Raw genomic sequence first — 14,147 nt, forward strand, 5'->3', positions numbered from 1 at the left:
CGCCCATGTATCCTTGGCGCTACCCGGATGCGGTCAACGCGCTGGCGAAGGCGTCCCAGCCCCACTTTGAATCGCTGGCCGCCGAACTGAAGGCGCTGACCGGCATCGACCCGGAGTTCTTTCCCACCGGCATGCTCATGCTTGACAGCGAAGAGTGGGAGACGGCGCAGACGTGGTGCGCCCGCTGGGGCTACGCGCTGGAAATTCTCGATGACCGGGCGCTGGCGCTGTTCGAACCGCGTCTGCGCACCGAGCGGCGGCTGGGGCTGTGGATGCCCGGGATCAATTCCATCCGCAACCCGCGTCTGATGAAGGCGCTGGCCACGGCGGTGCGCCTCAGGGGGGTGGAGATTGTGGAGCATGCGCCGGTAGAGACGCTCGATGTGGCGGCACGGCAGGTGATCACGCCGCAGGGGCGCTGGCAGGCGGATGAGATCGTGGTCACCGTCGGGGCATGGAGCCACAGCCTGTTGCCGCAGCTGGAGATCGAGCCGGTCCGGGGGCAGATGATCGCCATCGACGCGCCGGCGGGTTTCCTGCGCCACATGGTGATGGAGCAGTCCCGCTACCTGATTCCCAGGCGGGACGGCCTGATCGTGGTGGGTTCCACCGTGGAGCTTGGACGCTGGGACAAGACACCGGATGCGGACGTGACCCGCGCCCTGCGGGACTTCGCCCTTGCGTGCTATCCGGAGCTGGAGATGTTCGAGGTGGTGCATGCCTGGGCGGGCATCCGTCCGGGCAAGGCCGACAGCGTGCCCTACATCGGGGCTGTGGCCGAAGGGGTGTGGGTTAACGCCGGCCACTACCGAAACGGGGTGGTCACCTCCATCGCCTCGGCACGGCTGCTGGCCGATCTCATGGCCGGGCGGGCGCCGAAGCTGGATCCGACGCCCTACCGGCCGCCGTCACAGTGCTGAGGTGTTGCGGTTGCGCACGCTCATCGACTTGAGCCGGTTGACATAGTCGATGAAGCCCTGAATGGCTTCTTCGTCGGAGGGCTTGAGATCAGTGAAGTGGACGCCCAGCAGGTGTTTGTCCGCATGCTGGGCCGCATGCTGCACCTCGGCCCAGAGGTCCAGCTGGGCGAACCGGTCCTTGGCGGGAAGATCGAACACCAGACGCAGCCGCGTGCCCTTGCGCGCCGGCAGCGGGCTTTCCACCGCCGCGCCGCGCAGGGACAGGGACACCAGCCGACCCTTGACTTCCTTGTTGCCCCCAATGATTCGGACGGGTCGGTTGGTTTCGATGCGTGTCGATTGGCGCTTTTCTTCCACCGTTATAATGACCTTTCTGCCTCTGGGAGAATATATGAGTATGCCTTACACTGTCGAAGTTGACAACATCAAGTGTGGCGGCTGTGCCAGCAGCATCCGCAGGCGCCTGCTGGAGGTGGCGGGCGTGACCGGCGTGGAGGTGGACATCGACGCCGGGCGGGTGACGGTGGACGGTGAACCGGAGAGCCGATCGGCGGTGGTGGAGGCGCTGCGCCAGATGGGCTATCCGGAGCGGGGCACGGTGGAGGGTCTGGCCTCGGTGGGGGCGAAGGCCAAATCATTCGTCAGCTGCGCCGTGGGCAGACTGGACAGGGAGAAGGACTGAGTGACGCAGACGGCCATCAACTACGAGGGCGTGGAACAGCGCCCGGTGGACGACTTCGCCGAGAAGGCGTATCTGGATTACGCCATGTACGTCATTCTCGACCGGGCGCTGCCGCACATTGGCGACGGGCTCAAGCCGGTGCAGCGGCGCATCATCTACGCCATGAGCGAGCTGGGTCTGCGCGCCTCGGCCAAGCACAAGAAGTCGGCGCGCACCGTGGGGGATGTGCTGGGCAAGTTCCATCCCCATGGAGATTCCGCCTGCTACGAGGCCATGGTGCTCATGGCGCAGGATTTCTCCTTCCGCTATCCCCTCATCGACGGACAGGGCAACTGGGGTTCCATCGACGACCCCAAATCCTTCGCCGCCATGCGCTACACGGAGGCGCGCCTGTCGAAGTTCGCCCAGCTGCTGCTGGAGGAAGTGGGGCAGGGCACGGTGGAGTGGGTGCCCAACTTCGACGGCACCCTGAAGGAGCCGGCGGTGCTGCCGGCGCAGGTGCCCCATGTGCTGCTCAACGGCACCTCCGGCATCGCCGTGGGCATGGCCACCGACATCCCGCCCCACAATCTGCGCGAGGTGGTGGCTGCCTGCACCGCCCTGCTGGAAAAGCCGAACCTCTCCGTGGCCGAGCTGATGGCGCATCTGCCCGGGCCGGACTATCCCACCGGCGCGGAGGTGGTCACGCCCAAGGAGCAGCTGCGCAAGCTCTATGAAACCGGACAGGGCAGTCTGCGTCAGCGCGCCCGCTGGCATGTGGAGGACGACACACGGGTGGTCATCGACGCGCTGCCGTTCCAGACGGCGGCGGCGAAGGTGCTGGAGCAGATCGCCGAGCAGATGCGCGGCAAGAAGCTGCCCATGGTGACGGATCTGCGTGATGAATCCGATGCCGAGGCGCCGGTGCGGCTGGTGATCGAGCTGCGCAGCCGGCGGGTGGATGTGGAGGCGGTGATGGACCATCTGTTCGCCACCACCGATCTGGAGCGCAGCTACCGGGTCAACCTCAATGTCATCGGTCTGGACGGTCGCCCCCAGGTCAAGCCGCTCGACCGGCTGCTCAAGGAGTGGCTGCGTTTCCGCACCGAGACCGTGCGTCGCCGCCTGCAGCACCGGCTGGAGAAGGTGCGTGACCGGCTCCATGTGCTCGATGGCCTGCTGATCGCCTTTCTCAACATCGACGAGGTGATCCGCATCATCCGCGAGGAGGACGAACCCAAACTGGCGCTGATGCAGGCCTTCGGGCTGACCGAGGTGCAGGCGGAGGCGATTCTGGAACTGCGCCTGCGCCATCTGGCCCGGCTGGAGGAGATGAAGATCCGCACCGAGCAGGCGGAACTGGCCGCCGAGCGGGACCGGCTGGAAAAGATTCTGGGCAGCGAGCGTCGCCTGAAGACACTGGTGCGCCGGGAGCTGGAGCAGGCGGCGGAGACCTATGGCGATGAACGCCGCTCGCCGCTGGTGGAACGGGCACCGGCCCGGGCGCTGAGCGCCGAGCAGCTGGTGCCCAGCGAACCGGTGACGGTGGTGCTGTCGGAGAAGGGCTGGATCCGCGCCGCCAGAGGGCACGATGTGGACGGTGCCCAGATGAGCTACAAGGCGGGTGACGGCTTTCTGGCGCAGGCGGCGGGCACCACGCGTCAGACGGTGCTGCTGCTGGACTCAACCGGGCGCATCTACAGTCTGCCGGCCCATGGTCTGCCGTCCGCCCGGGGCCATGGCGAGCCGGTGACCAGTCGCATCAACCTGCCGGAGGGCGCCGAGGTGGTGGGGCTGGCGCTGGTCTCGCCCGAGGACTGCCTGCTGCTGGCCGGCACCGGCAATCAGGGCTTCGTGGCCCGCGCCGGCGAGCTGATCAGCAGGACGAAGAACGGCAAGGCGGCGCTGACGCTCACCGCCGGCAGCCGACCGCTGCCGCCGGTGAAACTGGACCCCAACGAGGACTGGGTGGCGGTGGCCTCAAGCGAACCGCGCCTTTTGCTGTTCCCGGCCATTCAGCTGCCGCAGCTGGCCCGGGGCAAGGGGGTGAAGCTGATGCAGCTGGACAAGGGCGCGCAGGTCAACGCCGTGGGGCGCTGGCGCCCGGGGCAGAAACTGACGCTGGATACCGGCGACTATGCCAAAATCCTGACAGGCGCCGCGCTGGAGAAGGCGCAGAAGGCGCGTGGCAAGCGGGGTGAGCCGCTGCCGCGTACCCTGAAGGCGGTGCGCTGGCTGCGGGCCGAGGGGTGATGGCGGTCACCGGCGCATCGAAGACCGCGTCTCTTGCCCGTCATGCAGGTCATGGCATGTCCTTTGCTTGACAGAACGGGTCGACAACCCGTGAGTCCTGCATGAACATAGCGGCCAAGCTTTTTGCCATTTTTCTGATCTTCGCCTCGCTGATCGGCGGCTTCCTGATGGAGGGCGGCTCGCTCGTGAGCCTGTTCCATCCCTCGGAGCTGGTGATCATTCTGGGCATGGCGCTGGGTGCCTGGATGGCGGCCACGCCCGTGAGCGTGTGGGGCAAGACCTTCATGCTGCTGGGTCGCTATTTCGGCAGCGACCGCATCGGTCGCGAGCTCTACCGGGACACGGTGGGGCTGATCTACGATCTGGCCCGGCTGGCCCGCTCCGAGGGCATGCTGGCGCTGGAGATGCATCTTGACGATCCGGAGAGCAGTCCCGTCTTCAATGAGCATCCGCAGGTGCTCAAGTATCCGGAACTGACCGAGTTCATCACCCGAAACCTGGCCTACATTCTGCTCAACCCGTCCGAGAGCGAGGACTACCGCGCCCTGCTGCAGGAGCAGGTTGAGCGCTACATGAGCCTGCTGTCGGAGGTGCCCAGGGCGACCGGAAAGGTGTCCGACTGGCTGCCGGGCTTCGGTATCGTGGCGGCGGTGCTGGGGGTGATTCTGGCCATGGGGCTGCTGGGCGGCGACATGGACGTGGCCAAGATCGGCGAGGCCATCGGCGCGGCGCTGGTGGGCACGCTCACCGGGGTGTTCTTCGCCTTCGCCATCGTGGGGCCGTTCACCCACGCGGTGGAGGTGATGATCCGCCAGGAGCGGGGACTGTTCGAGGCGGTGGCCGATCTGCTGACCGCCTTCTACCACGGCGTCTCGCCGCGGGTGCTGCAGGAGATGGGCCGGCAGCTGATTCCGCCGCATCTGCGTGACGGAGACGGGGACGAGGACTGACATGGGCGGCAGGCGGCACGGCGGTGGTCACGAGGAGGGCGGTGCCCACGGCGGCAGCTGGAAGATCGCCCTGGCTGACATGATGACCGTGTTGATGGCCTTCTTTCTGGTCATGTGGCTGGCGGCCATCGTGGAGCCGGACAAGCGGGCGGAGTTCGCCGAGGCGCTGCAGAATCTGGGGTCCACCCAGGACACGGTGGAACAGAAGAAGGACGTGCGTCCGGTGATCACACCCCGGACGGAGGCGGTGGTACCCATCGAGGAGCTCAAGCCGCCGGTGTCCAAGGAGGAGATCCTCAAGACCGTCAGGGACCCGAAGAACATCGAGATTGAGGACACGCCGGAATACACCCGCATCACGCTCAAGTCCGACCACTTCTTCGAACCGGGGCGGGCCAGCATCAGCGACAGCGTGCGTGAGGAGCTGGAGAAGCTGGCGGAGCTGATGGCAGGGCGGCCCTATCCCATCGTCATCACCGGCTACACGGACAACGTGCCCATCCGCAACATCCAGTTTCCGTCCAACTGGGAGCTTTCCGCCGCTCGGGCCGGTACGGTGGCGCGGGTGTTCATGGACATGGATGTGGACAAGCGGCTGATCACCATTCAGGGACGGGCGGACAACGACCCGGTGGCGCCCAACGATACCAAATACGGCCGCGCCATGAACCGGCGTGTGGTGATCATGATCGACAAGACCCGCCGGCTGGACCCGAAGACCGGTGAGCTGGTGCCGGTCAAGCCGGGCGAGACACCCTGATCAGCGCCCGGCGCACACCGGGCAGGCGGGGTCCTTCGGCAGGTTGAGGGTGCGGCAGGCGAGTGTCAGCCCGTCCACCAGCATCAGCTTGTTCTTCAGCGTCGGCAGGCCGGTGAGGGTCTTGATGGCCTCCAGCGCCTGCATGCTGCCCAGCATGCCCACCACCGGCGACATGATGCCGCTTTCGGCGCAGGTCATGCCTTCCATGCTGGCGTCCCTGTAGAGGCACTGGTAGCAGGCGCAGTCAGGATCGCGGAAGTCGAACACCGAAAGCTGCCCTTCCCAGCGGATGGCGGCGGCGGAGACCAGTGGCACTTTCGCCCGGGCGCAGGCGGCGTTGATGGCGAAGCGGGCGTCGAAGTTGTCGGTGCAGTCCAGCACCACGTCGGCACTTTCCACCAGCGCCGCCAGTTCCGCCTCGTCCGGTACCCGGTCGAAGGTGTCGATCTGCGTCCAGCGGTTGAGCGCCTCCAGCGTCCGGCGGGCGGAGTCCACCTTCTTCTCGCCCACCCGGTCCTCCCGGTGGACGATCTGCCGCTGCAGGTTGCTCTCGTCCACGGCATCGAAGTCCACCAGGGTGAGGCGCCCCACGCCGGCGGCGGTGAGATAGACGCTGGCGGGCGAGCCCAGCCCGCCCAGGCCGAAGATGACCGCGTGGCTGTTGTGCAGCTGCGTCTGCTTCTCCAGCCCGAACTCCATCAGCATGATCTGGCGGGAATAGCGCTTGAACTGTTCCGGGGTCAGGGATTCCATTGTCCGAGGCTCACTCTTGGGTTGCCAAAGGGGTCCGTGTGCCAGGCCACGCCGCCAAAGCCCCGCTGGCGTAGGCGCCGGCACACGGCGTCCGCCTGATTATAGCCGTGTTCCAGCAGCAGCCAGCCGCCGGGGGCGAGAAAGTCCGGCGCATGGTCGATGAGGTGGAACAGGTCGGCCAGGCCGTGGTCGTCCGCCACCAGCGCGCCGCGCGGCTCAAAGCGGATGCCGCCGGCCAGATGCGGGTCGGCCGGGTCCACATAGGGCGGGTTGCTGACAATCAGGTGAAACCGTTCGCCGGCCAGCGGCTCGAACCAGCGGCCATGGCGGAAGTCGATCTCCAGCCCGTGTTCGCGGGCGTTGTGGCGGGCCACCTGCAGCGCCGCCTCGCTGAGATCCGTGGCGGTCACCCGCCAGTGGGGACGCTCCGCTTTGATGGCCAGGGCGATGGCGCCGGAGCCGGTGCCCAGATCGGCCACCCGCAACGGGGTCTCCCCCGATTTTGCGGGGTCGGTCTCCAGTCCGCCGGTGACGTGGCGAAAAATTCCAGTATCGTGGCCGTTCGGCGACGTTTGGAACGGGGTCTCCCCCATTTTTGCCGGATCGTTTTTCAGGCGGCCGGCAGCGTGGCGCGAAAATGCCGGTTCAGGGGCGTTTTCCGGCCTGTCTGACGGGGTCTCCCCTGTTTTTGCAGGGTCGGCTTTCGCCGCGCCGGCGGCGGTGCGCGTTTGGGCCAGTGCATCGCCCTTTTCCAGCACCAGATCCACCAGAAACTCGGTTTCCGGGCGGGGAATGAGCACATCGGGCGTCACCCTGAGGGTGAGCTGGCGGAAGGGCTGCCAGCCCAGCAGGTAGGCAAGCGGCTCCCCTTCGACATGACGGCTCAGCAGGGTGTCGAAGCGGGCCTGCGCCTCCTCTGGCAGCGGTGCGTCGTCGTGAGCCCAGAGCCAGCTTTCCGGACGCTCCAGCACATGGGTCAGCAGGGCGCGGACGGTGACCTCCGGATGGGGGGCGTGGCCGCGCAGGCGGCGGGCGCCGTGGGCGAGGGCGTCACAGATCTTCATTGAGGCGGGCCAGCTGTTCGGCCTGATGCTCCTGCAGCAGCGGTTCGATGACCGGATCCAGATCCCCTTCCAGCACGCTGTCGAGCTTGTAGAGGGTGAGGTTGATGCGGTGATCGGTGACGCGCCCCTGCGGGAAGTTGTAGGTGCGGATGCGTTCGGAGCGGTCGCCGCTGCCCACCAGAGACTTGCGGGTGGCAGCTTCCTCCGCCTGGCGGCGGGCCCGCTCCATCTCGGCCAGCCGGGCGCGCAGCAGCGCCCAGGCGCGGGCGCGGTTCTTGTGCTGGGAGCGTTCGTCCTGACATTCCACCACCACACCGCTGGGCAGGTGGGTCAGGCGGATGGCGGAGTCGGTCTTATTGACGTGCTGGCCGCCGGCGCCGGAGGCGCGGAAGGTGTCCTCGCGCACGTCCGCCTTGCTGATTTCGATCTCGCCGTCATCAGCGATCTCCGGCATGACGGCGACTGTGGCGGCGGAGGTGTGGATGCGCCCCTGGGTTTCGGTTTCCGGCACCCGCTGCACCCGGTGGGCGCCGGATTCGAATTTGAGCCGGGCGTAGACGTCCTCGCCGCTGACCCGGGCGATGATCTCCTTGAACCCGCCATGCTCGCCCGGGTTCTGGTTGAGCACTTCCACCCGCCAGCCGCGCCGCTCGGCGTAACGGCTGTACATGCGGAACAGGTCGCCGGCGAACAGGGCCGCCTCGTCGCCGCCGGTGCCGGCGCGGATTTCCAGAAAGACGTCCGCCTGGTCGTTGGGATCCTTCGGCAGCAGCAGGATGTTGAGCTGCCGTTCCAGCTCGCTCAGCTGCCGCTCGGCCTCGGCCAGCGCTTCGCGGCCCAGTTCGGCCATCTCCGCATCGCCGCTGTCGATCAGCGAGCGGGCCTCGTCGCGGTCCGCCTCCGCCTGCTGATACGCCCGCCACGCCTCCGCCACGGGGGTGAGCTGGGCATGCTCCTTCGACAGAGCCATGAATTTCTTCTGGTCGCCGATGACCTCCGGGTCGGCCAGCAGACCCTCCAGTTCCTCCAGCCGCTCCAGCAGGCCGTCGAGCCGTTGGCGCAGACGGGGTTTCACGCCTCGTCCTCCTCCATGGGCAGGCCCAGCAGGCGGGCGGCCATGCGCAGCTGGCCTGCGTCACCGGTCTCGCCCACTTCCCGCAGGGCGACGGTGGGGTGGTGGATGAGCTTGTGAGTGAGCTGGGTGCTCAGCTGGGTGAGCACCTGCTCCGGATCGTGGCCGGCGCGCAGCCGGCGCAGGGCGTCTTCCAGCGACTGTCGGGCGGTGGTTTCGGCCCGTTCGCGGAAGGCGCGAATCACCGGAGCCGCGGCGGCCATGGTGCGGAAGCGGGCCATGACCCGTTCGGCGTCGGCTTCGATGAGCGCCCGGGCCGCCTCGGCCGCCTCGGCGCGCTTTTCCTTGTTCTGTTCGATGATCGCCTGCAGGTCGTCCACGGTGTAGAGGTAGCAGTCGTCCAACTCGCCGGCGGCGGGGTCGATGTCCCGCGGCACGGCGATGTCCACCGCCAGAATGGGGGCGTGACGGCGTGCTTTCAGCGCCGTGCGCAGCTGTTCCGCCTGAATGAGGGTGTGGGGGGCGCCGGTGGAGGCGATGATCAGGTCCGCTTCAGGCAGATGGCGGTCGATCTCGTCCAGTTCGATGGCGAAACCGCCCACCTCATGGGCCAGGGTGTGGGCGCGCTCAAAGGTGCGGTTGGCGATGATCTGGTGGCCGATGCCGGCCTCCTTCAGGTGGCGTGCGGCCAGCTGGATGGTTTCGCCGGCACCCAGCAGCAGGGCGGTGTAGTCGCGCAGATCGCCGAAGAACTGGCGCGCCAGCGACACGGCGGCGAAGGCCACGGAGACGGCGTTCTGCCCGATGGCGGTCTCGGTGCGCACCTTCTTGGCGGTGGCGAACACCTGCTGCATGAGGATTTCCAGCGTGCGGCGCACGGTGCCGGCCTGTCGGCCCGCCCGCCAGGCGTCCTTGAGCTGGCCGAGAATCTGAGGCTCCCCCAGCACCAGCGAGTTGAGGCCGCAGGCCACTTCCATCAGGTGGCGCACCGCCGCTTCGCCGCGGTGGTGGTAGAGGTAGGGCGTGAGGGTGTCCGCCTGCAGATCAAAGCGGCGGTGCAGCCAGTCCGTCACCGCCGAAGTGTCCTCTCCCTCGGTGGCCAGATGCAGCTCGGTGCGGTTGCAGGTGGAGAGGATCATGCACTCCTGCACGCCCGCCACCTCGATCAGCTCGTGCAGCGCCGCCGCCAGCGTCTCGGCGCCGAAGGCGACCCGCTCGCGCAGGGCCACCGGAGCCGTGGTGTGGTTGAGGCCTATGACGGAGAGATTCATGCCGGCGCGCGTCGCTCGTAACCGTTTGAAAACGGCCAATTATATCACCTGCACCATGTTTCAGGCGGCTACCGCCCGCCCATGCAAATGCAGTATGATGCCTCTCTATGAAAGGCACGATGAAACGCACTTTTTCGTTCACCATTTTTGCGCTCATGCTCGGCGCCTGTGCGCCGCTCAAGCAGGCGCTGGAACCGGCATCGCCCCAGACCTCCACCGGTCGGGCGCAGGGGGGCGAGGCGCTCTATCAGGTGCTGATCGCCGAGCTGATGGCGCAGCGGGGCGAGTATGCCGGTGCCTTCGACCTGCTCAGGCCGCTGGTGGCACGCACCGGTGACGTGCAGTTGGCGCACCGGCTGTTCCAGCTCTCCATGCAGACCTATGACCTCAAGCGCATTCAGGCCGCCTCCGAACTGTGGCACCGACTGGAACCCGGCAACCCCGTGCCGCTGCGCGCCCTGTGGCTGCTGGCGCTGCGTCAGGGCAAGGTGGACACGGCGGTGCGGGTGTTCGAGCAGTATCAGCAGGTGACGCCCGAACCGCTGGAGCAGGATCTGCAGCTGGCGGCGGAACGGCTGGCCGGCGCGGTGCCGCTGAAGCCGGCGCTCGCCTTTCTGGACGCGCTGGGCAAGCGTCACGACACTTGGGCGGTGGATTTCGCCCGCGGGCAGGTGCTGCTGGAAAAGGAACGTCCGCAGCCGGCGCTGGCGGCCTTCGAGCGCGCGCTGAAACGAGGCGGGGATGCGGCGCTGATCTATCCCTGGCTGGCCAAGACCTATCTGGCGCTCGATCAGGCACAGGCGGGACTGGCGCGGCTCAAACCCTACGCCGACCGGCATCCGGACAATTGGCAGCTGCAGGCGGAAGTGGCCCGCCTGCAGGTGGAGCAGGGGGACTTCAAGGGCGCCGAGGCCCGCTTCCGGCAGGTGCTCAAGGTGAAGCCGGATGCGGATCTGGCCCGGCTGGCGCTGGCGTTGCTGGCGTTTGAGCGGGGCGAGGACGACATGGCCCGCAAGCAGTTCGAGAAACTGCTGAAGAACCCCATCACCCGTCCCACCGCCCTCTACTATCTGGGCCGGCTGGCGGAGCGGGCGGGGCGGCTGCAGGAGGCGGCCGCCTGGTATCAGCAGGTGAAGCACCCCAAGTTCCAGCTGGACGCTTACCTGCGGCTGGTGGATATCGTGCGCCGCCTCAAGGGGCTGCCGCCGGCGCTCAAGCTGCTGGACGGCATTCAGGGCAAGACGCCGCAGGCGAAGCTGAAGCTCAAACTGGCGCGGGTGGCGCTGCTGCGCCGCGGCGGGCGTGAAGCGGAGGCACTGGCGGAGGCGCGCCGGCTGGAGACGCTCATCGGCGATGACCCGGACCTGCTGCTGCAGCTGTCGGCTGAGCTCTATGAGCTCAAGGCGTGGGACGACTACGAACGGGTGTTAGAGCATGTGCTCACTCTGGCGCCGGACAATGCCGACGCCCTCAACGCCCTGGGCTATTTCTACGTGGAGCGCAACCGCAATCTGGACGAGGCGGAAAAGCTGCTCCGCCGCGCCCTCAAGCTGCGCCCGGACGCCTACTACATTCAGGACTCCATGGGCTGGTACTACTGGCGCCGCGGCCGGCTGGAGGAGGCGGCGAAATGGCTGCGCAGGGCGCTGGCCCAGACGCCCGACGAGGAGGTGCTGGCTCACCTGCTGCGGGTGGAGGCGGCCCGGGGCGACCGCGCAGCGCTGGAGGCGCTCCACCGCCGCTATGAGAAACTGTTCAAACAATCCGGGCGCCTGCGCGCCCTGTGGCTTAAAATAACCGGACAGGCGGGGCAGCTGCGTAACGACGAGCTGAAATAATTTCGGAAAATCCCCCTTGATTTTCCCGAGCTGTTCGGCATAATACGCACCTGTCTCATTTCTGGGCCGTCGCCAAGTGGTAAGGCAGCAGGTTTTGGTCCTGCCATTCGGAGGTTCGAATCCTCCCGGCCCAGCCATCCTTACCGCATTCTTGCCTTTGGGAGACAGCCTTCAATGGCGCAGAATTCCGTAGCCCTGTTCGCAGGCAACGCCAATATCCCCCTTGCAGAAAGCATCGCATCCGCACTGAACCTTCCCCTCGGAAAAGCCAAGGTCGGCCGTTTCAGCGACGGCGAGGTGATGGTGGAGATTGAAGAGTCCGTGCGCGGGCGTGACGTCTATGTGGTGCAGCCCACCTGTCCGCCGCAGCCGGCCGGCAACCTGATGGAGCTGTGCTGCATGCTGGACGCGCTGCGGCGTGCCTCCGCCAAGCGCATCACCGCCGTGATTCCCTACTACGGCTACGCCCGGCAGGACCGCCGCCCCCATTCGGCGCGGGTGCCCATCACGGCGCGGGTGGCGGCCGACTTCATCACCGTATCCGGCGCGGACAGGGTCATCACCGTGGATCTGCACGCTGATCAGATCCAGGGCTTCTTCGACATTCCGGTGGACAACATCTACGGCTCCACCTGTCTGATTCAGGACATGCACCAGACCAAGCAGATGGACAATGTGGTCATCGTCTCGCCCGACGTGGGCGGGGTGGTGCGCGCCCGCGCGGTGGCCAAGGCGCTGGATGTGGATCTGGCCATCATCGACAAGCGCCGCCCGCAGGCCAACGTGTCCGAGGTGATGAACGTCATCGGCGACATTGAGGGCCGCGACTGCATCATCGTTGACGACATGGTGGACACCGCCGGCACCCTGTGCAAGGGCGCGGCGGCGCTGATGGAGCGGGGCGCGAAGAGCGTTTCCGCCTATGTGACCCACCCGGTGCTGTCCGGCCCGGCGGTGGAGAACATCCGCAACTCCGCCCTGACGGAGCTGGTGGTCACCGACACCATTCCGCTGAGCGTGGCGGCGCGCGACTGCGACAAGATCCGACAGATCACCATCGCCAACATCCTCGGCGAGGCCATCCGCCGCGTCAATCAGGAAGAGTCCGTTACCGCCCTGATGGGCTGGAAGGGCTGATCCGAATCCCGTCGGGCGCCTGCCCGACGCCCTTTCGCCGCGATCCGGCTGGAAATCCCCTTGCAAATCAGTATAATGCGCCTTCCTTCGCACGGGGCGGAGGACGCCGTCGGGCCTGGTCGCGGGTCAAGTCGGCGTGAGACGACAATTTCAGGAGAGACGACATGTCTGGATACGATACGGTTTGGAAAGTGCGCAAGCGCACGGACGAAGGGAAGGGTGCGAGCCGCCGCCTTCGTCGTCAGGGACTGGTGCCCGGCGTCATCTACGGCGCGGGCAAGGAGCCGGTGCTGATCACCATCGAGAGCAACTTCATCGAGCACACCATCGAAGATCCGCGGGTGTACAACACCATCATCAAGATCGAGGTGGAAGGCGGTGACACCGAGGAGGCGGTGCTGAAGGAAGTGCAGCGCCATCAGGTCAATGGCCGCGTCACCCACGTGGACTTCCAGCGTATCGACGAGAGCCGCAAGATCCGCAAGCGCGTGCCGCTGCGCTTCGTCGGTCAGGACGTGGCCCCCGGCGTCAAGATGGGTGGCTTCATGACCTTCTTCCTCTCCTCCGTGGAGATCCGCTGCTATCCGAAGGACCTGCCCACCGAGATCGTGGTGGACGTGTCCGACATGCAGCCGGCCACCACCAAGCGTCTGTCCGATCTGACGCTGCCTGAAGGGGTGGAGCTGACCGCGCTGCTGCACGGCAAGCCCGAATACGACCAGGCGGTCGTGGCGGTCTCCAAGCCGAAGATCAAGAAGTAAGCTGCCACGGGCAGACGAACCGAACCGGCATATGTGCAAGGTCAGGGCGATCGTGGGGCTGGGCAATCCCGGCACCAGATACGAAGCGACCCGGCACAATGCCGGTTTTTGGTTTGTGGAGGAAGTGGCCCGCCGTGAAGGCGCGGCCTTTCGTCCAGAAGCCAAGTTTCACGGCGAGCTGGCCCGGGTGCAGGTGGGCGGCGAGGACCTCTGGCTGCTCAAGCCGGCCACCTTCATGAACCGCAGCGGGCTGGCGGTGCAGGCGCTGGCCCGTTTCTACAAACTGGCGCCGGAAAGCATTCTGGTGGCCCATGACGAGCTGGACCTGCCGGTGGGCACGGTGCGGCTCAAGCGTGGCGGTGGCCATGGCGGTCACAACGGCCTGAAGGACATCATCAAGGCGCTGGGCAGCCGTGAGTTCGGCCGCCTGCGCATCGGCATCGATCACCCGGGCGACCGCAATCAGGTGGTGGACTATGTGCTCAAGGCGCCGGGCAGGGCGGAGCGTGCCGTCATCGGCCAGGCCATTGACGAGGCCGTGCGCTGGCTGCCGGAGATCGTCTCCGGCGACTGGGCCACGGCCATGAACCACCTGCATTCATTCAAGGCATAAGAGGATTTCATCCATGGGATTCAAGTGCGGCATCGTCGGGCTGCCCAATGTGGGCAAGTCCACCCTGTTCAATGCGCTTACCAACGCCGGCATC

15 protein-coding genes and 1 tRNA gene are annotated in these 14,147 nt (G+C 66.7%); 11 read left to right on the forward strand and 5 right to left on the reverse strand.

What is annotated here, in order from left to right; genetic code table 11:
• Window positions 1–920, forward strand: a 920-nt coding sequence (locus F8K16_RS01075; RefSeq protein WP_294945750.1) for an FAD-binding oxidoreductase, incomplete at its 5' end; no start/stop codon positions are given.
• On the opposite strand, the gene F8K16_RS01080 is transcribed toward F8K16_RS01075, so the two are convergent.
• Window positions 909–1,277: a PilZ domain-containing protein gene (locus tag F8K16_RS01080; protein WP_294945753.1), complete on the reverse strand. Its 369-nt coding sequence runs from the start codon at window positions 1,275–1,277 to the stop codon at window positions 909–911. The genes F8K16_RS01075 and F8K16_RS01080 overlap by 12 nt on opposite strands.
• A 34-nt stretch (window positions 1,278–1,311) precedes the next feature.
• Between F8K16_RS01080 and F8K16_RS01085 the strand changes: the two genes are divergently transcribed.
• The 4 genes from F8K16_RS01085 (at window position 1,312) to F8K16_RS01100 (ending at window position 5,544) form a co-directional block, all read left to right on the forward strand.
• Window positions 1,312–1,602 carry a heavy metal-associated domain-containing protein gene (locus tag F8K16_RS01085; RefSeq protein ID WP_294945756.1) on the forward strand — a complete coding sequence of 97 codons (291 nt, stop codon included), beginning with the start codon at window positions 1,312–1,314 and terminating at the stop codon, window positions 1,600–1,602.
• Window positions 1,603–3,834 carry a DNA topoisomerase IV subunit A gene (gene parC / locus F8K16_RS01090; RefSeq protein ID WP_294945758.1) on the forward strand — a complete coding sequence of 744 codons (2,232 nt, stop codon included), beginning with the start codon at window positions 1,603–1,605 and terminating at the stop codon, window positions 3,832–3,834.
• Window positions 3,835–3,935: 101 nt separating this feature from the next.
• The gene (locus F8K16_RS01095) at window positions 3,936–4,784 is read left to right on the forward strand and encodes a motility-associated protein (RefSeq protein ID WP_294945761.1); all 849 of its coding nucleotides are present in this window, start codon (window positions 3,936–3,938) and stop codon (window positions 4,782–4,784) included.
• A 1-nt stretch (window position 4,785) separates the two neighbouring features.
• On the forward strand, window positions 4,786–5,544 hold the full coding sequence (locus F8K16_RS01100; RefSeq protein ID WP_294945763.1) for a flagellar motor protein MotB: 759 nt from the start codon (window positions 4,786–4,788) through the stop codon (window positions 5,542–5,544).
• Here the strand turns inward: F8K16_RS01100 and F8K16_RS01105 are convergent, their stop codons facing one another.
• The 4 genes from F8K16_RS01105 to hemA are packed head-to-tail and all read right to left on the reverse strand — an operon-like array spanning window position 5,545 to window position 9,704.
• Complete coding sequence (locus tag F8K16_RS01105; protein WP_294945765.1) at window positions 5,545–6,297, reverse strand: molybdopterin-synthase adenylyltransferase MoeB; 753 nt, start codon at window positions 6,295–6,297, stop codon at window positions 5,545–5,547. It abuts the gene before it with no gap.
• Window positions 6,285–7,361 carry a HemK/PrmC family methyltransferase gene (locus F8K16_RS01110; protein WP_294945768.1) on the reverse strand — a complete coding sequence of 359 codons (1,077 nt, stop codon included), beginning with the start codon at window positions 7,359–7,361 and terminating at the stop codon, window positions 6,285–6,287. Before F8K16_RS01110 ends, F8K16_RS01105 begins: the two co-directional genes overlap by 13 nt.
• A complete protein-coding gene (gene prfA / locus F8K16_RS01115) occupies window positions 7,348–8,436 on the reverse strand; it encodes a peptide chain release factor 1 (RefSeq protein ID WP_294945770.1) in 1,089 nt (362 codons plus the stop codon). The genes F8K16_RS01110 and prfA overlap by 14 nt, the downstream gene beginning before the upstream one ends.
• Window positions 8,433–9,704 (reverse strand): glutamyl-tRNA reductase, encoded by a 1,272-nt coding sequence (gene hemA / locus F8K16_RS01120; protein ID WP_294945773.1) that lies wholly within the window; start codon window positions 9,702–9,704, stop codon window positions 8,433–8,435. Before hemA ends, prfA begins: the two co-directional genes overlap by 4 nt.
• Before the next feature lie 119 nt (window positions 9,705–9,823).
• On the opposite strand from hemA, the gene F8K16_RS01125 reads away from it, so the two are divergent.
• From F8K16_RS01125 to F8K16_RS01150, 6 genes are all read left to right on the forward strand, one after another.
• Window positions 9,824–11,542 (forward strand): tetratricopeptide repeat protein, encoded by a 1,719-nt coding sequence (locus F8K16_RS01125; protein WP_294945774.1) that lies wholly within the window; start codon window positions 9,824–9,826, stop codon window positions 11,540–11,542.
• Window positions 11,543–11,604: 62 nt separating this feature from the next.
• Window positions 11,605–11,679 (forward strand) — tRNA-Gln (locus F8K16_RS01130).
• A 37-nt stretch (window positions 11,680–11,716) separates the two neighbouring features.
• Complete coding sequence (locus F8K16_RS01135; protein WP_294945777.1) at window positions 11,717–12,679, forward strand: ribose-phosphate pyrophosphokinase; 963 nt, start codon at window positions 11,717–11,719, stop codon at window positions 12,677–12,679.
• A gap of 164 nt (window positions 12,680–12,843) precedes the next feature.
• Window positions 12,844–13,440, forward strand: a complete 597-nt coding sequence (locus F8K16_RS01140; protein WP_294945779.1) for a 50S ribosomal protein L25/general stress protein Ctc — start codon at window positions 12,844–12,846, stop codon at window positions 13,438–13,440.
• Window positions 13,441–13,471: 31 nt separating this feature from the next.
• Window positions 13,472–14,053, forward strand: coding sequence for an aminoacyl-tRNA hydrolase (gene pth / locus F8K16_RS01145; RefSeq protein WP_294945781.1), 582 nt, complete (start codon window positions 13,472–13,474; stop codon window positions 14,051–14,053).
• A gap of 13 nt (window positions 14,054–14,066) precedes the next feature.
• On the forward strand, window positions 14,067–14,147 hold an 81-nt coding region (locus F8K16_RS01150), incomplete at its 3' end, for a GTPase (RefSeq protein WP_294945784.1).

Source organism: Sulfurivirga sp. (assembly GCF_015490265.1).
Classification (GTDB): domain Bacteria; phylum Pseudomonadota; class Gammaproteobacteria; order Thiomicrospirales; family Thiomicrospiraceae; genus Sulfurivirga.

Excerpts from the sequence above, each read along its gene's own strand:
- F8K16_RS01085 (WP_294945756.1), top strand. The coding sequence starts at position 1,312 with ATGAGTATGCCTTACACTGTCGAAGTTGACAACATCAAGTGTGGCGGC.
- F8K16_RS01095 (WP_294945761.1), top strand. The coding sequence starts at position 3,936 with ATGAACATAGCGGCCAAGCTTTTTGCCATTTTTCTGATCTTCGCCTCG.
- F8K16_RS01100 (WP_294945763.1), top strand. The coding sequence starts at position 4,786 with ATGGGCGGCAGGCGGCACGGCGGTGGTCACGAGGAGGGCGGTGCCCAC.
- F8K16_RS01105 (WP_294945765.1), bottom strand. The coding sequence starts at position 6,297 with ATGGAATCCCTGACCCCGGAACAGTTCAAGCGCTATTCCCGCCAGATC.
- F8K16_RS01110 (WP_294945768.1), bottom strand. The coding sequence starts at position 7,361 with ATGAAGATCTGTGACGCCCTCGCCCACGGCGCCCGCCGCCTGCGCGGC.
- hemA (WP_294945773.1), bottom strand. The coding sequence starts at position 9,704 with ATGAATCTCTCCGTCATAGGCCTCAACCACACCACGGCTCCGGTGGCC.
- F8K16_RS01125 (WP_294945774.1), top strand. The coding sequence starts at position 9,824 with ATGAAACGCACTTTTTCGTTCACCATTTTTGCGCTCATGCTCGGCGCC.
- F8K16_RS01135 (WP_294945777.1), top strand. The coding sequence starts at position 11,717 with ATGGCGCAGAATTCCGTAGCCCTGTTCGCAGGCAACGCCAATATCCCC.
- F8K16_RS01140 (WP_294945779.1), top strand. The coding sequence starts at position 12,844 with ATGTCTGGATACGATACGGTTTGGAAAGTGCGCAAGCGCACGGACGAA.
- pth (WP_294945781.1), top strand. The coding sequence starts at position 13,472 with ATGTGCAAGGTCAGGGCGATCGTGGGGCTGGGCAATCCCGGCACCAGA.